Consider the following 19,636-nt stretch of genomic DNA (forward strand, 5'->3'; position numbering starts at 1 on the left):
CCCCCGGTACGCGCGCGGTCGGCCGGTACGCGTCCGGTCGCGGGCGCCGGGCCGGGCCGGGAAGATTGCCGGGACCCGGGCTGTTGGTAGAACCGTGAACGACTTTGGGGTACGCGACATCGACGTGGTGGTCATCGGCGCCGGCCAGGCGGGGCTGTCCGGCGCCCACCATCTGCGGCGCTCGGGGCTGGAGCCGGACCACGACTTCGTCGTCCTCGACCATGCCCCGCGGCCGGGCGGCGCCTGGCAGTTCCGCTGGCCGTCGCTGACGTACGGCAGGGTCCACGGCATGCACGCACTGCCCGGCATGGAGCTGGTCACCGGACCGGAGGACGACGGGCGGCCGTCGTCCGAGGTGATCGGCGCGTACTTCACGGCGTACGAGCACCGCTTCGGCCTGCGGGTCCACCGGCCGGTCGATGTCCGTGCCGTACGGGAGGGCACCGGCGGTCGGCTGCGGGTGGAGACCTCGGAGGGGACCTGGTCGGCCCGGGCGCTGATCAACGCCACCGGCACCTGGGACCGCCCGTTCTGGCCGCGCTACCGGGGCCAGGAGACCTTCCGGGGACGCCAGTTGCACACGGCGAACTATCCGGGGCCCGAGGAGTTCGCGGGGCTGCGGGTGATCGTGGTCGGCGGCGGGGCCTCCGGCACCCAGCACCTCATGGAGATCGCGCGGGTGGCGGCGGGGACGACCTGGGTGACCCGCCGCCCGCCGGTCTTCCGCGAGGGCCCGTTCACCGAGGAGTGGGGCCGGGCGGCGGTGGCGCTCGTCGACGAGCGGGTGCGCCGGGGGCTGCCGCCGCAGAGCGTGGTCTCGGTCACCGGGCTGCCGGTGACGGAGGCCGTCGCGCGGGCGCGCGAGGAGGGGGTGCTCGACCGGCTGCCGATGTTCGACCGGATCACTGCGGAGGGTGTGGCCTGGGACGACGGCCGGACGGTGGACGCCGACGTGATCCTCTGGGCGACCGGGTTCCGGCCCGCCATCGATCATCTCGCGCCGCTGGGGCTGCGGGAGCGGGGCGGCGGGGTCCGGGTCGAGGGGACGCGCGCCGTACGGGACGAGCGGGTCCACCTCGTCGGGTACGGGCCCAGCGCCTCCACGATCGGCGCCAACCGCGCCGGACGTGCGGCCGTACAGGAGATCGGGCGGCTGCTGGAACGTACACCCAAGGCGGGGACGCCCGGGGAGAGGACACCCGGGGAGAGGACGGCAGGCGAGGCGGCGACAGGGGACGAGCAGGCGGAGGCGCTGCGTGCGTGAGAGGCGCTGCGTGCGTGAGAGGGGCTGAACGCCCTTCCTACGCGGCGCCCTCGCGGTGCTTGTTGAACTCCTCGACGTTCTTGCGGTGTTCGGCGTACCGGTTCGTGAAGCGGGTGTCGCCGGGCTTCACGGTGACGAAGTACAGCCAGTCCCCGGGCGCGGGGCTGACGGCGGCGCGCATCGCCTCCTCCCCCGGGTTCCCGATCGGCGTGGGCGGCAGTCCCTTGTGTTCGTAGGTGTTGTACGGGCTCTTCGTCCGGGTGTCCTCGTGGGTGGTGTCCAGGGTGGAACGGTTCAGCGCGTAGTTGAGCGTCGAGTCCATCTGGAGCGGCATGCCGAGGGCGAGCCGGTTGTGCACGACCCGGGCGACCCTGGCCATGTCCGCCGTTGTGGCGGCCTCCGCCTGGACGATGCTGGCGATGGTGACCGTCTGGTAGGCCGTCACCCCGTGGGCCTGCGCGCCGGCGGTGATCCGGTCGCCCCCGAACCGCTGGTTCGCGGTCCTGACCATGTAGTCGAGCAGTCCGGCCGGGGAGGTCGAGGGGGCGATCGGGTACGTCGCCGGGAAGAGATAGCCCTCCGGGTTGGCCCGGGCCGCCTCGGGCAGTTCGAGCCGGGTGCTCGCCAGCGCCTTCCGGGTGGTGCCCGCCGGCACGTCGAGCGCGCGGTCGACCGAGGCGTAGACCTGGGTCGCGCGCCGGCCCTCGGGAACGATCAGGGACGTCGCCCGCGGGGCGCTCTCGTCCCCGCCGGTCAGCAGGGCCACCGGCACCAGCACCGCGGCCGTTGCCACCAGGGCGGCGCCGGTGATCAGCACCAGCCGGCCGCGGCGGGTCAGCCGGGTACCGCGCCCGGGTCGTGCCACCGGAGGCTCGTTCTTCATATGGGCACACTAACCCGGAGTGATCATCGAACCCGACATCTCGGGCATGGCGACACGAATGGCACGCGTTCGGACGGACACCGGGACGACCGCCGGAACCACCACCCGGACAACCGCCCGGACGAATGCCCGGCGGACGAACAACGATCGAGGAACACACGAACGTGGGATCGGTTGTTCGTCAGAACGTGTGATCGCATCGGAATCCATTGCTCCGCACCGATGTGACGGGTGATTCTTACGGAGCGCGTTCGACGGGCTGCAGACCGTGAAGCGCACTGTCCCGCAGTTGCATCACGTACAAGGAGAAACACCTCGATGAACGTCATCACCAGCCTGCTCGCCGGCATCGTCCACTTCGTGGGCTGGCTCGTCTGACACACCTTCACCGAACGCGGTGCCGTCGCTTCCCGTCCCAGGGAGCGGCGGCGCTGCCGTGTTCACCGGGCTTCGAGAGCCACCGGTGCGAGACCGCCGGCGCCGGAGGCGTCCGCGTGCGACGGGCGCTCGTCCCTGCGGACGAGCGCGGCGTAGCGGCCGTCCCGTCGGAGCAGTTCCTCGTGGGTACCCCGCTCGGCGACGGCGCCCGCGTGGAGGACGACGATCTGGTCCGCGTCCCTGACCGTGGAGAGCCGGTGCGCGATGGTGATGGTCGTACGTCCTTCGGAGAGCGCGTCGATGGCCTGCTGCACCGCGTGTTCCGTACGGGTGTCCAGCGCGCTGGTCGCCTCGTCCAGGATGAGTACGGGCGGGTCGCGCAGGATGGTGCGGGCGATCGCGAGGCGCTGTTTCTCGCCGCCGGAGAAGCGGTATCCGCGCTCACCGACCAGCGTGTCGTAGCCGTCGGGCAGCGAGGCGATGTGGTCGTGGATCTGGGCGGCCTTCGCGGCGGTGCGCATCTCCTCGTCCGTGGCGTCCGGCTTGGCGAAGCGCAGGTTGTCGGCGACCGAGGCATGGAACAGATAGGTCTCCTGGGAGACGACACCGACGGCCCGGGCGAGGGTGTCGAAGTCCAGATCGCGTACGTCCACGCCGTCGAGGAGCACCCGGCCGCCCGTCACGTCGTACAGCCGGGGCACGAGATAGCTGAGGGTCGACTTGCCGGAGCCCGTGGGGCCGACGACGGCGAGGCTGCCGCCGGACGGGACGGTCAGGTCGATCCCGCTGAGGGTCTGGCGGTCCTTGTCGTCGTAGCTGAAGTCGACGCCGTCGAAGCGGACCTCGCCGCGGATCCGTTCCAGCCGGACCGGCCGCTCGGGCTCGGTGATGTCGACGGGGAGATCCAGGTACTCGAAGATGCGCTGGAAGAGCGCGAGGGAGGTCTGCATGTCCACTCCGGTGGACAGCAGGCTCACGGCGGGCCGGAAGAGCCCCTGCTGGAGCGAGACGAAGGCGACGAGCGTCCCGATGGAGACGGGGGTGCCGCCCGCGCCGAGCGCGATGCCCGCGGCCCAGTAGATGACGGCGGGCATGGCCGCCATGACGATGCCGATGGTCGACATCCGCCAGCGGCCCGCCATGCTGGAGCGGACCTCCAGATCGACCAGGCGCTCGGACTCGTCGGCGAAGGAGCGCGTGAGCGAGTCGGCCCGGCCCATCGTGCGGCCGAGGAGTATGCCGCTCACGGAGAGCGATTCGGTGACGGTCGCGGCCATGGTGGCCATCTGCCGCTGGCGCTCCGTGGTGATCTTCTTGCGCTCGCGGCCGACCTTGCGGCTGATCCAGACGAAGACGGGGAGCAGCACCATCGAGACGGCGGTGAGCCGCCAGTCCAGGGCGAGCATCGCGACGACCGAGGCGATCACGGCCGTGAGGTTGGAGACCAGCGAGGTCGCGGTGGAGGTCACCGTCGCCTGCATGCCGCCGATGTCGTTGGCGATGCGCGACTGGACCTCACCGGTCCTGGTTCTGGTGAAGAAGGCGAGCGGCATGCTCTGGAGCCGGCTGTAGACGCCGGTCCGCAGATCGTGCATGACCCGCTGGCCGACGGTCGTGGAGATCAGTGTCTGGAGCACGCCGAAGATGCTGTTGACGACCGCCGTCAGGATCATGCCGAGGGCCAGCAGACTCAGCAGGCCGGTACGGCCCTGCGGGATCGCTGTGTCGAGGATCTCGCGCAGCATGAACGGCGAGGCGACCGTGACCAGCGAGGACGCCGCGACGAGAAGGCCGACGAGGGCGAGCCGGCCGCGGTAGGGGCGGAAGAGGCCGAAGATCCGCCGAAGCTGGGCGGGCTGTTCCGGCTCCGACTCCGGCTCCGGCTTCGCCCCTGACGGACCGGGTGGACCAGGTGGACCAGGTGGACCCGACGCCTCCGACCGGCCAGACCGGCCGGACCGATCGGGGTCGTCGGGGACGGGGCGGGGCGAGGGTGTCCAGGTGGAGGGTTCGGGTTTCATGGGCTCCTTCGATGACAGATGTCCGATGTCCGGTGAAGTGCGAGGGCTCGACGCCCTCCGACGGTCCCGCTCCGGAGGGGCGGGACCGGTCAACTTTACCGACCATAGCTCACTGTTACCTATGTTCACAATCACCTTGGTCCTGATATTATTCCGGCATGAGCACCCCCGATGTCGACGGCATGCTGGCCGAGCAGCTCCTGCGGCTGACCCGGCGGCTCCACCGCATCCAGAAGCAGCAGCTCGAACCGATCGGCATCACCCCCGCCCAGGCACGGCTGCTGCGCGCCCTCACGCTCTACGACACACCCCCGCGGATGACCGATCTGGCCACCCGGCTCGAAGTGGTGCCCCGTGCCGTGACCACCCTGGTCGACAGCCTGGAGGCGAGCGGCTGGGTGCGCCGCGCCCCCGATCCGACCAACCGCCGGGTCATCCGCATCGAGCTGACCGACACCGGCCGGGCGACGCTGCGCGCGCTGCGCGGCGCGCGCCGGTCCGCCGCCGAGGACGTACTGTCGCCGCTGACCGCCGAGCAGCGCGAGGTGCTCGGCGGGCTGCTGTCGACGCTGGTCGACGGGGCCGCCGAGCGCCCCTGCTGAGCGCGGACGGGCGGCCGGAACCGGCCTCCCCCGCGGAAAACCCATTGCCTCGGGCCCTCGAAAACCGCGAACCTTGCACGGTTTGGGCCACCCACGAGTCATGGGACATCATGCAGATTCGCGACCTTCCGTATCCCGATCCGGGGATTCCCGATGTCCGGTCAGGCCCCCGGTTCCTGTTGTGGCTCGGGCGCAACCAGTTGGGCGGACAGCTCAGATCACTCTCCTGGGGCCTGCTGCACCAACTGGGCATCGCCGGACTGCCGCTCGGCGCCGGGGTCGCCGTCCAGGCCGTCATCGACCGCTCCGGGGGCCGGCTCGCGCTGGCCGGCGGCCTGATCGCGCTGTTCGGCCTGGCCATCACCGTCGGCGACACCATGCTGCACCGCACCGCCATGACCAACTGGATCACGGCCGCCGCCCGCCTCCAGCAACTGCTGGCGCGCAAGACGGCCGAGCTGGGGTCCGCGCTGACCCGGCGGGTCGCCGCCGGTGAGGTCGTCGCGGTGTCCACCGGTGACGTGGAGAAGATCGGATGGTTCGTGGAGGCGCTCTCGCGCTTCCTGGCCGCCGTCATCGCCATCGTCCTGATCTGCGTCGGCCTGGCCCTGTACCTGCCGGAGCTGGGCCTGCTCGTCGCCGTCGGCGTGCCGGTGCTGGCCCTCTCCGTACTGCCGCTGCTCCCCCGCGCCACCCAACGCGCGGACATCCAGCGGGAGAAGGCCGGAAAGGCCACCGAGCTGGCGTCCGACACCGTCGCCGGACTGCGGGTGCTGCGCGGCATCGGCGGCGAGGAGCTCTTCCTCGACCGCTACCGCACCGCCTCGCAGGAGGTGCGCGAGGCCGCCGTACGCAGCGCCCGCATGTGGGCGCTGATCTCGGCGATCCAGGTCCTGCTGCCGGGGGTCCTGCTGGTCACGGTGGTCTGGTACGGGGCGCGGCTCGCCCTGGACGGGCAGATCGAGGTCGGCGCGCTGGTGACCGTCTACAGCACGGTGACGCTGATGCTCTTCCCCTTGAGGCACTTCGAGGAGATCGCGATGGCCTACTCCTTCTCCCGGCCCTCCGCGAAGCGCGCGGCCCGAGTGCTGTCCCTGGAGCGCACGGCGTACGAGGACGAGCGCGGCGGGCTCGACGACGCCCGGCCGACGGGCGATCTGTACGACCCCGCCACCGGCCTGCTCGCCCCGTCCGGGCTGCTGACGGCCGTGGTGTGCGGGGACCCGGACGCGGCGGGACGGCTGGCCGAACGGCTCGGCGGCCATGCGGCCGAGGAGGAGAGGAGTCCGTCCGTGCTGCTCGGCGGGGTGGCGCTGGACGATCTCCCGCTGGACTCGGCACGGGCGAGTGTCCTCGTACAGGACAAGGATCCGGTGCTGCTGTCCGGGACGCTGACGGAGCTGCTGGACATCCCGGCCTCCGGCGGGGTCGCCCCGGAGGCGGCGCTGACCGCCGCCCAGTGCGGGGATGTCCTGGACGCGCTCGTCCAGGCCTCGGTGGACGGCAGCGGTGATCCGATGCGGTCCCGGATCACCGAGCGCGGGCGCTCGCTCTCCGGCGGGCAGCGGCAGCGGCTGGCACTGGCCCGTTCGCTGGTCACGGATCCGGAGGTGCTGGTGCTCGACGAGCCGACGTCCGCCGTCGACTCGCATACGGAGGCGCGGATCGCGCGCGGGCTGAAGGAGTTGCGCGCCGGGCGCACGACGGTGGTGTTCGCCTCCTCGCCGCTGCTGCTGGACCACGCGGACCGCGTGGTGTTCGTCCACGAGGGCGAGGCCGTGGCGGTGGGGACGCACCGGGAACTGCTGGGCGGCGACTCCGGCTACCGGGCGGTCGTCACCCGCGAGACGGAGGTCGAAGAGAGAGAAAAAAACGAAGAGAACGAAGAGAACGAAGAGAACGTCCACGTCATGGCACCCGTCGCGGCGCGACTGGCCGGGACCACGAGCGACATGGAGGAATCAACGTGATCGGCTTGGCGCCCCCGGCGTACGACCCGGCGGCCCCGGAGTCGGCGACCACCCTGCCGGTCGGGACACCGGCGACCGTACGGACCTATGTGAGCGAGCTGCTGCGGCGCCACCGTACGGCGTTCGTCGTGCTCGTCGCGGTCAACGCCGTCTCGGTGATCGCCTCGATGGTGGGCCCGTACCTCCTCGGCACCATCGTCGAGGACCTGTCGAACGGCGTGCGCGACCTCCCCATGGAGCGCGTCGTCGCGGTGTTCGTGATCGCGCTGGTCGTCCAGACCGTGTTCGTACGGATGGTGCGGCTGCGCGGGGCGATGCTCGGCGAGGAGATGCTCGCGGATCTGCGCGAGGACTTCCTCGTCCGGGCCGTCGGGCTGCCGCCCGGCGTGCTGGAGCGGGCCGGGACCGGCGATCTGCTCTCCCGGATCACCACGGACATCGACCGGCTGGCGAACGCGATGCGCGAGGCGGTACCACAGCTCGCGATCGGTGTCGTGTGGGTGATCCTGCTGCTCGGCGCCCTGACCGCGACTGCTCCCCCGCTGGCGCTCGCGGTGCTGGTGGCGCTGCCGCTGCTGATCGTCGGCTGCCGCTGGTACTTCCGGCGGGCGCCCTCGGCCTACCGCTCGGAGGCCGCGGGATACGCGGCCGTCGCGGCGATGCTCGCCGAGACCGTCGACGCGGGGCGGACGGTGGAGGCGCACCGTCTCGGCGGGCGCCGTGTGGCGCTCTCGGAGCAGCGGATCCGGGAGTGGACGGCGTGGGAGAGGTACACGCTGTACCTGCGGTCGGTGCTGTTCCCGGTCATCAACCTCACCCATGTGACGATCTTCCTGGCCTCGCTGGTGCTGGGCGGGGTCTTCGTCCTCCAGGGCTGGCTCACCGTCGGGCAGCTCACGACCGGCGCGCTCTTCGCCCAGATGCTGGTGGACCCGGTCGGGCTGATCCTGCGCTGGTACGACGAGCTCCAGGTGGCCCAGGTGTCGATCGCCCGGCTGGTCGGCGTACGGGACATCGAGCCCGCCGCCGGTGACGCGTCCGTCGTGCCCGAGGGCCGCGAGGTCACCGCCGACCGGGTGCACTTCGGCTACCGCGAGGGCGTCGACGTACTGCACCGGGTGACGCTGGACGTCAGCCCCGGCACCCGGCTGGCGCTGGTCGGCCCCTCGGGCGCCGGGAAGTCGACGCTGGGCCGGCTCCTCGCGGGCATCTACGGGCCACGGCAGGGCCGGGTCGCGCTGGGCGGCGCGGAGCTGTCCCGGATGCCGGCGGAGCGGGTCCGGGAGCAGGTGGCCCTGGTCAACCAGGAGCACCATGTCTTCGTGGGGTCGCTGCGCGACAATCTGCTGCTGGCCCGCACGGGCGCGGCGGACGAGGAGTTGTGGACCGCGCTGGAGGCGGTCGACGCGGACGGCTGGGCGCGGGCGCTGGACGGCGGGCTGGACACCGAAGTCGGCTCCGGCGGTACGGCGCTGACGCCCGCCCAGGCGCAGCAGATAGCGCTGGCCCGGCTGGTGCTGGCGGATCCGCACACGCTGGTGCTCGACGAGGCGACCTCGCTGCTCGATCCGCGGGCGGCCCGGCATCTGGAGCGTTCGCTGGCCCGGGTGCTGGAGGGCCGTACGGTCATCGCGATCGCCCACCGGCTGCACACCGCGCACGACGCGGATGTGATCGTGGTGGTGGAGGAGGGCCGGATCAGTGAGCAGGGCAGCCATGACGAACTGGTGACGGCGGACGGCGCGTACGCGGCGCTGTGGCGCTCCTGGCACGGCTGATCGCTGACCGCCGCCGGGGACGGCACGGTGTGCTGTTCCCGGCGCCTCGCCGCCCGTCCCGGGGCGGCACCCGGGGCGAGGCGGCCTCTCTTCGAGTGCCGCCTCGCTGAGTGCCGCCTCGCTGTTGCCGGGAAGGCATATTCTGTTGCCCATGACGCAAGACAATGACGAGCTGGACAGCCTGGTACGCAAACGGATCCGGGCTCTGCGTCTGGCGCAGGGGTGGTCCCTGGAGGAGCTGGCGACCCGCGCCCGGGTCAGCCAGTCCACACTCAGCCGTATCGAGAACGGCGGGCGCCGGCTGGCTCTGGACCAACTCGTCACGCTCGCCCGGGCTCTGGACACCTCGCTGGACCAGCTCGTGGAGACGGCCACCGACGATGTCGTCATCAGCCCGACGATCGACGGGGTCCGTGGGCAGATGCGCTGGCCCATGAAGGCGGAGCCCGGCGTGAGCGTCATACGTCAGCGCATGACGGACCCGCCGCCCAAGAGCCCCACGCGCATGCGCGCCCATCCGGGCCGCGAATGGCTCGTCGTCCTGTCCGGCACCGCGGTCCTGCTGCTGGGCAACCGGCGTATCCGTGTGGAGACGAACCAGGCGGCGGAGTTTCCCACGATGCTGCCGCATGCCATCGGCGCCGAGGGCGGGCCCTGCGAGGTCCTGGGCATCTTCGACCGCGACGCGCGCCGCGGCCACCAGCGCGGTGACGACATCTGAGACCGCGGTCAGGCGCCACTCCCGTCTCGGCGGAGGCGGCGTCTTGCGCGTTCGGCAGTTCCTCCGGCCATCGTCTTGCGCATCCCGGGAACCGTGGTGTCCCGCGGGCATGATCCTCCTAGCGTGGCTGTCATGACCCACGCTTCCTCGCACGCGGCACACGACGCGCACCCCGTCCTCCAGCACACCCCAGGCGCCCACGACCTGACGGAGACCGAACAGTCCGACATCGAACAGTCCGACATCGAACAGGCGGAGGCCGACCAGGCGGAGGCCGACCAGGCGGAGATCCTCGACCTGGACGCGGAGGTGCTCGCCGAACACATCGCCTCCATCACCGCGTGGCTGCCCGTCGAGAGGGGGCCGCGCCACATCGTGGACCTGGGATGCGGGACCGGGACCGGCACCTTCGCCCTGCTCGCGCGCTTCCCCGAGGCGGAGGTGACCGCCGTCGACGCGTCGGCCGGACATCTGCGCCGCCTGCGGGAGAGGGCCGAGGCGCTCGGTCTGGCCGACCGGGTGCGCACCGTATCGGCGGATCTCGACGCGGACTGGCCCGAGCTCGGCCGGCCCGAGCTGGTGTGGGCGTCGGCGTCGATGCACCACATGGCCGACCCCGACCGTGCTCTGCGTGCGGTCCACGGCCTGCTCGCGCCCGGCGGCCTGTTCGCCGTCGTGGAGCTGGCCGACTTCCCGCGTTTCCTGCCCGAGGACGCTCCGGCGGAGCGGCCCGGCCTTGAGGAGCGCTGCCATGCCGCCCTCGCGCACCACCACGCCGAGCATGTGCCCCACCGCGGCGCCGACTGGGGCCCCAAGCTGACCGCCGCCGGGTTCACCGTCGAGGGCGAGCGCACGATCAGCGTGAACATCGACGGCTCCGGCAACAGGACGGTCGGCCCCTACGCGCTCAGCAGCCTGAAGCGGCTGCGCGGCGCCGCCGCCGACACCCTTGCCGCCGAGGACCTCACCGTCCTCGACCACCTGCTCGACACCGGCAGCCCCCTCAGCATCCTGCGCCGCGGCGACCTCACGGTCCGCACCGAACGCACCGTGTGGGCCGCCCGCCGCGCCTGACCCGAGCGGGCCGGCGCCGTGGTCCCGCCGCTCAGACCAGATTGAGGGCGAACACGGCGCCGACCCCGCCGAGCAGCATGAAGACGGGCATCAGCACCTTCACCTCCACCCAGGCTCCGGCGCGGAAGCGCATCGCCTTCGGCGGGCCTATCGGGTACCAGCGCTTGCGGCCGAGCGGTATGGGCCACAGGATCGGGCAGCCCGACACGGTCAGCGCGTCGCCGATGTCGTGCACCAGCGCGCCGAGGATGATCGGCAGTCCGAGCCAGAGGTACTCCTGGCCCGGGTCGGTGAAGAGCCAGTTCGCGCCATTGCCCGGCTGGTCCAGGATCCCCGCCAGCATCCAGGCGCTGGTCGCGCCGAGCAGCCAGACCAGGACGTCGCTGGAGACCCGGGCGGCCTTCCAGAGCAGGCCCTCCACCGCGAGGACGAGGTGGACGAAGAGGATCGCGAGGACTCCCCACCGGCCCCCGGTGTACGCGATCGCCGAGGCGCCCGCGCCGATCAGGACGGCCCAGAGCCAGGTGTGGGTGAGCGTGCGGTGACCGCCGGTCCTGCGGGGGTCGCCCGGCTTCCTGGTCGACTTGTAGACCGCGTACGACAGCTTGTCGACGATCTCGCAGAGCGTTTTCGACACCGGGCCGAACGCCCGCGAGATCGTCGCGGCCTTGTGGTCGAGGTCCGGGGCGAGCGCGGCTCCCGCGCAGATCAGCGCCCCGACGACCAGAACGGGCCAGGGCATCGTGTAGCCGGCGGCGGTCGCGGCGGCGCCCACCCCCAGCCAGGCCGCTGCCCCTGACAGAGAGTGTGCCGGTCCCATCATGGTCGTGTCCGTCCCGTCCCGTTGCAGTTGTCGTGAGCCTCCTGTCGCGGAGGCTCCGCCCCTGTGGAGCCGCGTGTGGTGAAGCCGTGTGTCGTGAGACTCAGGGCTCTGAAGCCAGTTGTCCTGATGCCCAGTTGACACGGCAGCGTATCTCTCGTGATCTTCTGCCCGCTGTCCGGTTCCCTCATCCGGCCGGAAGGAGGGCAAGATGGGGACGTGACCCTTATCGATCGCCTGCCGCCGGATGCCGACCCCGATGCCCTCTTCGAGGCTTTCTCCTCCTGGGCCGAGGGCCAGGGCATCACGCTCTATCCGGCTCAGGAGGAGGCACTGATCGAGGTGGTCTCTGGCGCCAACGTGATCCTTTCCACCCCCACCGGCTCCGGAAAGAGCCTGGTCGCGGCGGGTGCGCACTTCACGGCGCTGGCGCAGGACAAGGTCACCTTCTACACCGCGCCGATCAAGGCGCTGGTCTCGGAGAAGTTCTTCGACCTGTGCAAGCTCTTCGGCACGGAGAACGTGGGCATGCTGACCGGCGACGCCTCCGTCAACGCCGACGCCCCGGTGATCTGCTGTACGGCCGAGGTGCTGGCGTCGATCGCGCTGCGCGACGGGAAGTACGCCGACATCGGCCAGGTCGTGATGGACGAGTTCCACTTCTACGCCGAGCCGGACCGCGGCTGGGCCTGGCAGATCCCCATCCTGGAGCTGCCGCAGGCCCAGTTCATCCTGATGTCCGCGACGCTCGGGGACGTCTCGCGCTTCGAGGAGGACCTGACCCGGCGCACGGGTCGGCCGACCTCCGTCGTACGGTCGGCGACCCGCCCCGTGCCGCTCAGTTACGAGTACCGCCTCACCCCGATCACCGAGACGCTGACCGAACTGCTGGACACCCGGCAGGCGCCGGTCTACATCGTGCACTTCACGCAGGCGGCGGCCGTCGAGCGGGCGCAGTCGCTGATGAGCATCAACATGTGCACGCGCGAGGAGAAGGACAAGATCGCCGAGCTGATCGGCAGCTTCCGCTTCACCACCAAGTTCGGCCGCAACCTCTCCCGGTACGTACGGCACGGCATCGGGGTGCACCACGCGGGCATGCTGCCCAAGTACCGGCGGCTGGTGGAGAAGCTGGCCCAGGCGGGGCTGCTGAAGGTCATCTGCGGTACGGACACGCTCGGCGTCGGCGTCAACGTACCGATCCGTACCGTGCTGTTCACCGCGCTCACCAAGTACGACGGCACCCGCGTCCGCACCCTGCGCGCCCGGGAGTTCCACCAGATCGCGGGGCGCGCCGGGCGGGCCGGGTTCGACACGGCGGGCTTCGTCGTCGCGCAGGCTCCCGAGCATGTCGTGGAGAACGAGAAGGCCCTGAACAAGGCGGGCGACGACCCCAAGAAGCGCCGCAAGGTGGTGCGCAAGAAGGCGCCCGAGGGGTTCGTCGCCTGGTCGGAGACGACCTTCGACAAGCTGATCGGCTCCGACCCCGAGCCGCTGAACTCGCGTTTCCGGGTCACGCACACGATGCTGCTGTCGGTCATCGCCCGTCCCGGCAACGCGTTCGAGGCTATGCGCAGGCTGCTGGAGGACAACCACGAGCCGCGCAGGCAGCAGCTCCGGCACATCCGGCGGGCCATCGCGATCTACCGATCGCTGCTGGACGGCGGGGTCGTGGAGCGGCTGGAGACCCCGGATGCGGAGGGCCGTATCGTCCGGCTGACGGTGGATCTCCAGCAGAACTTCGCGCTCAACCAGCCGCTGTCGACGTTCGCGCTGGCCTCGTTCGAGCTGCTGGACCCCGAATCGCCGTCGTACGCACTGGACATGGTCTCGGTCGTCGAGTCGACGCTGGACGATCCGCGGCAGATCCTCGCGGCCCAGCAGAACAAGGCGCGCGGCGAGGCGATCGGCGCGATGAAGGCGGACGGGATCGAGTACGAGGAGCGGATGGAGCGGCTGCAGGAGGTCACGTACCCCAAGCCGCTGGAGGAGCTGCTCGTCCACGCGTACAACACCTACCGCACCAGCCATCCGTGGGTCGGTGACCATCCCGTCTCGCCGAAGTCGGTGATCCGGGACATGTACGAACGGGCCCTGTCCTTCACGGAGTTCACCTCCCACTACGAACTGGCGCGCACCGAGGGCATTGTGCTGCGCTATCTCGCGGGCGCGTACAAGGCGCTGGAACACACCATTCCGGACGATCTGAAGTCGGAGGACCTGGAGGACCTCACCGCCTGGCTCGGCGAGATGGTCCGGCAGGTCGACTCCAGCCTGCTGGACGAGTGGGAGCAACTGGCCAACCCCGAGGTGGAGACGGCCGAGCAGGCGCAGGAGAAGGCCGACCAGGTCAGGCCGGTCACGGCCAACGCCCGCGCCTTCCGGGTCCTCGTACGCAACGCGATGTTCCGCAGGGTCGAGCTGGCCGCGCTGGACAAGGTGTACGAACTGGGCGAGCTGGACGGCGAGTCGGGCTGGGACGCGGACCGCTGGGGCGAGGCGATGGACGCGTACTGGGACGAGTACGAGGACCTGGGCACCGGGCCCGACGCCCGCGGCCCCAAGCTGATCGCCATCGAGGAGGACCCGGAGCACGGGCTGTGGCGGGTCCGGCAGACCTTCGCGGACCCGAACGGCGACCACGACTGGGGCATCGGCGCCGAGGTCGACCTCGCGGCCTCCGACGAGGAAGGGCTCGCGGTCGTACGTGTCACGACCGTGGGCCAGCTCTGATGTACCCACGGCTGTACGGCGCGGTACAGCACCTGAGAACGAGCGTGAACCGAGAACGGGAGCACACGGCACCATGACGAACCCCGCCGAGCGGCTGGTCGATCTGCTCGACCTGGAGCGGATCGAGGTCGACATCTTCCGCGGGCGCAGCCCCGAGGAGTCCCTCCAGCGGGTCTTCGGAGGGCAGGTGGCGGGCCAGGCGCTGGTCGCGGCCGGCCGCACCACCGACGGCCGACAGCCGGTCAACTCGCTGCACGCCTACTTCCTGCGGCCGGGTCGCCCGGGCGTCCCGATCGTCTACCAGGTCGAACGGATCAAGGACGGGCGGGCGTTCACCACGCGCCGGGTCACGGCCGTCCAGCAGGGCCGTACGATCTTCAATCTGACGGCCTCGTTCCACCACCCCGAGCAGGGCGGCTTCGAGCACCAGCTCCCGCCCCGGCTGGACTTCCCCGACCCCGAGTCGCTGCCCACCGTCTCCGACGAGGTGCGCGAACATCTGGGCGGGCTGCCGCAGTCACTGGAGCGGATGGTCCGGCGCCAGCCGTTCGACATCCGGTACGTGGAGCGGCTGCGCTGGACCCAGGAGGAGATCAGCGGCGCGGAGCCGCGCAGCGCGGTGTGGATGCGCGCGGTGGGCCCGCTCGGCGACGACCCGCTGGTGCACACGTGCGCGCTGACGTACGCGAGCGACATGACACTCCTGGACGCGGTGCGCATCCCGGTGGAGCCGCTGTGGGGGCCGCGGGGCTTCGACATGGCGTCGCTGGACCACGCGATGTGGTTCCACCGGCCGTTCCGCGCGGACGAGTGGTTCCTGTACGACCAGGAGTCGCCGATCGCGACGGGCGGCCGGGGGCTGGCGCGGGGCCGTATCTACGACCGGCAGGGCCACCTGCTGGTGTCCGTGGTGCAGGAGGGGTTGTTCCGCAAGCTGGACAGCTGACCCGCGACGCTACCGATGGCCGCGCAGCGCGCCGCGGGACGACCCCGGGGAGGCGACCGTCCCGCCACGTCCTTCTGTGCTCCCTGCTGCCTCACGCCGGCCCGAACCGGGGCGGCGGCCGGAACCGGCCGTCGGCGTACGGGGACGGCGCGAGGATGCGGTGCCGGCCGTCCTGGATCTGGTGCACGAGGTGAGCCTGACCGATCGACGGGTCCGGCGTCAGCTCCGGACAGGCCGGCGCCACGCCCACGACACGGGCCCAAGCGTCCTCATCGGTCACGTCGAGCCATTCGAACGCGACGGTCCCCGGGCCCTCGGCGTGCTCCACCCGGCCGTCCGGCGCCCCGGGGTCGGGTCGGATGACATCGGCGACCACCACCATGGCCCCCTGCGCGGCGAAGAGGTCGGCGATCCCCCGCCCGATCCCCCGGGCCCCGCCACTGACCAGTGCGACCTTGCCTGCCAAACGGCTCATGTCCGCCCTCCGTCCTCAGCCCCGCCCCGGGCCCGGTGATCCCGGTCCGGGGGCTCGTGGAAGGACAGTAGGAGCGGCGAGCGGGCGCCACGTCGGTAAAAATGCTTACTTCCTGGTCCGCACCGGCCCGGCGGGCCGCACGAGCGGCGAGGTTCGTGGCGGGACGGACCACCACGGGTCGTGGCCGCGGACATAGACGGTGACTCGCGCGCCGGTGAGATGGGTTGTTCCGTACTCGCGGAAGTACCGTCGCAAGGTGCTTGTTTTCGCTTCCTCCTGAGAGTTGGTGGGCGAGTGCGCACCCGCCGGGTCGCGGACCGCGACGATCCGGTCGAATTCCAGCATGTGTGCCGCTATGTCCTGGGCGGGAAGCTCGATACCTGCAAGTGTGTTCGATGCAACGGGGTCCTGTGCCAGGGCCAGATCCGTCAGGAAACGGGTGTCCTCGGGGTTGGCCGCGGTCCAGACCCGGTGCCGTCCGGAGAGATAGAGCAGCCCGTCGCCGGGACGGCCTTCCTTGCGTACGGTGGCGCCGATGGCGATGACGTCAGTGCTCCGGCTCTGGGGCGTCCTCAGCGAAAGGCTCGGCGGGACGAGCGCGGCCAGTACGGCGACCGCCGCGATCCACGCGTTGCGGGAAGACCGCCGCAGCCGGTGGAAGTAATCCATCCAGGCGCCCAGCAGCAAGGCGATTCCGATACTGCTGTAGAGCACATACCGGTCGACGAAAAGGGGCTCGACCAGTGAGACGATCAGCAGCAGAAGGCCCGGAAGCACAAGAATCGGCACAGCCAGCAGGGAAAGCCGCACGGGCCCCCTCACTCCCAGGGGCGCTCGCGCACACGCCACGCCCACGACCGCCACGGCCAGGAAACCAAGAAGCCGCATCGGTCCGGGCCGGTCGATCCAGGACACCTGACCCGACTGTCCCGCACTCCCGATGGCCAGCGGCAACAGCCCGGCCACAACGCACGCGGCAGTCACACTCCACGCCCTCAGCACCGGTCGTGGAACACGGGAGGCGACCAGTGTGACGCCGTGTGCGACCAGGGCGAGGACCGCGAACTCATGGAGCAGACAGGCGAGCACCATGGTGGAGCCATAGACGGCCCACCGCCACCGGGCGCGATGCGGGACGCTGACCACGAGCGCATAGGTGGCCCAGGTGACCAGGGCACACACCAGGGCATACGAGCGGCCTTCCTGCGCGTACTTCTGTACCTGGGGAAGGAGCGCAAACACCAGCCCGGCCAGCAGCCCGGCCCGGGGTCCCGCCAGGCGCAGCCCCAGAAGCCCGACTCCGCTCGCCGCCACGGCCATGGCCAGCACAGACGGCAGCCGCAACGTCAGCAGCCCTGCGCCGAAGAGACCGAAGATCTCATGCATCATGGCGTAGTGGAGGGCATGGACCAGATCAACATGCTGGGCGGTGAGCCATATCTGCGAAAGATCGCGGTGCGCGAGCTGATAGGTGACGGACTCGTCCCCCCACATGGTGTTCTGCCTGCGGATACCCCAGAGCCCCAGCGCGACGGTCAGCAACAAGGGCGCCATGACGACAACGGCCCTGGCCGGGCCCGGTGATGGTCGACGGGCGCGTACGGGAGGGGAAACCGTCCTGGCCACGGCGGGGCCACGTTCATCAACGGACATCGGCGGCAGGGCCTTTCAGCAGTGGCGAAAACACTCCGCCAGCGTGCCCGGGCCCCGTTGACCGGATGCTGACCCAACCTGACCGGCCGATCAGGAAGGCGGGCCGGCACTGTGCGAGGCTGCACCACATGCGCATCCTGGTGGTCGAAGACGAGGTGGACCTTGCCCACACCCTGCACACCGGTCTGACCGCCGAGGGCTACAGCGTCGACCTCGCCCATGACGGCCGACAGGGACTGTGGATGGCCCGGACCGGCGAATACGCCCTTGTCGTACTGGACTTGATGCTGCCAGGACTCAACGGCTACAAGGTCTGCGCCCAACTGCGCCGGGAGGGCAACGCGACGCCCATCCTGGTACTCACCGCCAAGGACGGGGAATGGGACCAGGCAGAGGCCCTGGACACGGGGGCCGATGACTACCTGGCCAAGCCCTTCTCCTACGTGGTGCTCGTCGCACGGCTGCGGGCCCTGGTCAGACGGGCCGCCACGGTCGCCCCGCCCGTCCTTGCCGTGGGCGACCTCTCGTTGGATGTCGCCGCCCGGGTCTGCCGCCGGGCCGGGACCCGGGTGGAACTCACACCCCGGGAGTTCGCCGTGCTGGAACTGCTGGCCCGCCGGGCGGGCCAGGCGGTCTCCAAAACGGATCTGCTCTATCACGCGTGGCCCGACGAAGCCTGGGACCCCAACCTGGTGGAGGCGCGCGTCAGCGCACTGCGCAAGAAGGTGGACGCCGCGTTCCACCGGCAGTCCCTGCAGACCGTACGGGGTACCGGCTACCGGCTGATGGACGACCGTGAACGCGACTGAGCCGCGACGCCGCTGGTGGCCGCGCTCGGTACGAGCCCGCACGGCCCTGGCCGCCGCCCTGGCCGCCGCCGTCGTCCTGGTCGGCATCGGCTGGTGGGTACACCACGACGTCTACCGCCGGAGCATGCAGATCGCCGAAGACCAAGCCAAGGACCAACTCTGGGCTCTCTGCCTACAGTTGGAGCAGGGTGTCATTCCCGACTCCACAAGCGTCGTACCGTACGAGGTCGTCGCGACCGGCCGACGCACCGCTGTCGCCTCCGGCGGGGCCCTGAGCGACACCTACCCCGGCACCGACCACGTGATGCCTACCCCGCCGACAGCCCAAGAGACCTGGGAAATAACGACCGTCCGCCTACCTGCGAACCCCGACTACGACTCCAGCGACCCACTCGACATGGCCGGCGGGACTCATCAGGTCATAGCATCTGATTTCGCTTCCAAGGAACTCAGCGCCGACAAAGCCGCGGCTCTGGGCGTCGCCACCGACGCCAAGTTGCGGGTCTATGTGGTGGTGCTCCCGTACACAGCCGAGGCAATCACCAGGACCACCGACCGCCTGCTGCTCCGGGCCGGGCTCGTCGGCCTCGTACTGATCGCCGCCGTCGCCTACTTCGCCGTCCGGATCGCGCTGCGGCCGGTCGAGGCCATCCGGGTCCTCACCGCCTCGGTCACCGCGAACGACCCCCGCGAACGCGTCATCGTCCCCGCCACGGGACACGAGATCACCGCCCTGGCCACCACCATCAACACCACCCTCCAGCGCCTCGACAACGCCGCCTCGCAGCAGCGCCGCTTCGTCGCGGACGCCGCCCACGAACTGCGCAGCCCCCTCACCACACTGCTGGCCAGCCTGGAAATCGCGCTCGCCTACCCGGACCGCACCGACTGGCCCGCCGCGGCCACCACCGCCGCCCGGCAGACCCGCCGCCTCCAGGCCCTCGCCGAAGACCTGCTGCTGCTCGCCCGCCTCGACACCCGCACCCCGACAGCCCACCCCGACACCGTCGACCTGACAGCCCTCGCCTCCCGGCTGACCGAGCAATACCCCCTCACCGAACGAACGTTGACCCTCACCTGCGACAGCACCGGCCCCGCACACGCACACGGAAACCCCGACGAATACGAACGGCTGCTGCGCAACCTCATCGACAACGCCGCCCGCCACGCCGCACACCGCATCCAGATCACCGTCCGGAACCAGGACGACTGGGTCGTCCTCACGGTGCACGACGACGGACCGGGCGTGCCCACCGAGGACGCCGAGCGCATCTTCGAACGCTTCGTCCGGCTCGACGACGCCCGCTCCCGCGACCATGGCGGCACAGGCCTGGGCCTCGCCATCGCCCGCGACCTGGCCCACCGCCACCAAGGCACCCTCACCCTCACCCCCCGGCCCCTCGGAGCCTGCTTCCGGCTACGCCTCCCCCGAGCTCCCGCCCAGGCCGAGAAATGACGCACTCCTCATGCCTGCCACTATCAGCGACAGGCTGCGGGCCAGGGCTGTTC

The 19,636-nt window shown here is 70.8% G+C and carries 15 protein-coding genes; 10 read left to right on the plus strand and 5 right to left on the minus strand.

Annotated elements, in window-relative coordinates; genetic code table 11:
* Positions 1-94: 94 nt before the first annotated feature.
* On the plus strand, positions 95-1,264 hold the full coding sequence (locus ACIBJC_RS36415) for an NAD(P)-binding domain-containing protein (protein WP_399300323.1): 1,170 nt from the start codon (positions 95-97) through the stop codon (positions 1,262-1,264).
* 37 nt (positions 1,265-1,301) lie between these two features.
* Here the strand turns inward: ACIBJC_RS36415 and mltG are convergent, their stop codons facing one another.
* Both mltG and ACIBJC_RS36425 read right to left on the minus strand, forming a co-directional pair.
* Positions 1,302-2,147 carry an endolytic transglycosylase MltG gene (mltG, locus tag ACIBJC_RS36420; RefSeq protein ID WP_399300326.1) on the minus strand — a complete coding sequence of 282 codons (846 nt, stop codon included), beginning with the start codon at positions 2,145-2,147 and terminating at the stop codon, positions 1,302-1,304.
* A 440-nt stretch (positions 2,148-2,587) separates the two neighbouring features.
* Positions 2,588-4,546: an ABC transporter ATP-binding protein gene (locus ACIBJC_RS36425; protein ID WP_399300329.1), complete on the minus strand. Its 1,959-nt coding sequence runs from the start codon at positions 4,544-4,546 to the stop codon at positions 2,588-2,590.
* Between the two features lie 158 nt (positions 4,547-4,704).
* Here ACIBJC_RS36425 and ACIBJC_RS36430 point away from each other — a divergent pair, with 158 nt between their 5' ends.
* From ACIBJC_RS36430 to ACIBJC_RS36450, 5 genes are all read left to right on the plus strand, one after another.
* Positions 4,705-5,148 carry a MarR family winged helix-turn-helix transcriptional regulator gene (locus tag ACIBJC_RS36430; protein WP_399300332.1) on the plus strand — a complete coding sequence of 148 codons (444 nt, stop codon included), beginning with the start codon at positions 4,705-4,707 and terminating at the stop codon, positions 5,146-5,148.
* A gap of 110 nt (positions 5,149-5,258) precedes the next feature.
* Positions 5,259-7,118, plus strand: coding sequence for an ABC transporter transmembrane domain-containing protein (locus ACIBJC_RS36435; protein ID WP_399300335.1), 1,860 nt, complete (start codon positions 5,259-5,261; stop codon positions 7,116-7,118).
* Entirely contained in the window at positions 7,115-8,896 is a 1,782-nt protein-coding gene (locus ACIBJC_RS36440) for an ABC transporter ATP-binding protein (RefSeq protein ID WP_399300338.1), read from the plus strand. Before ACIBJC_RS36435 ends, ACIBJC_RS36440 begins: the two co-directional genes overlap by 4 nt.
* Positions 8,897-9,047: 151 nt before the next feature.
* A complete protein-coding gene (locus ACIBJC_RS36445; protein ID WP_399300341.1) occupies positions 9,048-9,617 on the plus strand; it encodes a helix-turn-helix domain-containing protein in 570 nt (189 codons plus the stop codon).
* A gap of 132 nt (positions 9,618-9,749) precedes the next feature.
* Entirely contained in the window at positions 9,750-10,691 is a 942-nt protein-coding gene (locus tag ACIBJC_RS36450) for a class I SAM-dependent methyltransferase (RefSeq protein ID WP_399300344.1), read from the plus strand.
* 31 nt (positions 10,692-10,722) lie between these two features.
* Here ACIBJC_RS36450 and ACIBJC_RS36455 read toward each other — a convergent pair whose 3' ends face one another.
* A complete protein-coding gene (locus ACIBJC_RS36455) occupies positions 10,723-11,514 on the minus strand; it encodes a metal-dependent hydrolase (protein ID WP_399300347.1) in 792 nt (263 codons plus the stop codon).
* Between the two features lie 216 nt (positions 11,515-11,730).
* Between ACIBJC_RS36455 and ACIBJC_RS36460 the strand changes: the two genes are divergently transcribed.
* A complete protein-coding gene (locus ACIBJC_RS36460) occupies positions 11,731-14,244 on the plus strand; it encodes a DEAD/DEAH box helicase (protein ID WP_399300350.1) in 2,514 nt (837 codons plus the stop codon).
* A 73-nt stretch (positions 14,245-14,317) separates the two neighbouring features.
* Positions 14,318-15,190, plus strand: a complete 873-nt coding sequence (locus ACIBJC_RS36465; protein WP_399300353.1) for an acyl-CoA thioesterase — start codon at positions 14,318-14,320, stop codon at positions 15,188-15,190.
* A gap of 91 nt (positions 15,191-15,281) precedes the next feature.
* On the opposite strand, the gene ACIBJC_RS36470 is transcribed toward ACIBJC_RS36465, so the two are convergent.
* On the minus strand, positions 15,282-15,665 hold the full coding sequence (locus ACIBJC_RS36470; protein WP_399300355.1) for an SDR family NAD(P)-dependent oxidoreductase: 384 nt from the start codon (positions 15,663-15,665) through the stop codon (positions 15,282-15,284).
* A 105-nt stretch (positions 15,666-15,770) separates the two neighbouring features.
* The gene (locus ACIBJC_RS36475; RefSeq protein ID WP_399300358.1) at positions 15,771-17,318 is read right to left on the minus strand and encodes a glycosyltransferase family 39 protein; all 1,548 of its coding nucleotides are present in this window, start codon (positions 17,316-17,318) and stop codon (positions 15,771-15,773) included.
* A 128-nt stretch (positions 17,319-17,446) separates the two neighbouring features.
* Here ACIBJC_RS36475 and ACIBJC_RS36480 point away from each other — a divergent pair, with 128 nt between their 5' ends.
* A complete protein-coding gene (locus ACIBJC_RS36480) occupies positions 17,447-18,127 on the plus strand; it encodes a response regulator transcription factor (RefSeq protein ID WP_399300361.1) in 681 nt (226 codons plus the stop codon).
* The gene (locus tag ACIBJC_RS36485) at positions 18,114-19,583 is read left to right on the plus strand and encodes a sensor histidine kinase (protein WP_399300364.1); all 1,470 of its coding nucleotides are present in this window, start codon (positions 18,114-18,116) and stop codon (positions 19,581-19,583) included. Before ACIBJC_RS36480 ends, ACIBJC_RS36485 begins: the two co-directional genes overlap by 14 nt.
* The last annotated feature ends 53 nt before the right edge of the window (positions 19,584-19,636 follow it).

Origin of the sequence: Streptomyces sp. NPDC050509, from assembly GCF_044457965.1 — a bacterium.
Taxonomy (GTDB): domain Bacteria; phylum Actinomycetota; class Actinomycetes; order Streptomycetales; family Streptomycetaceae; genus Streptomyces.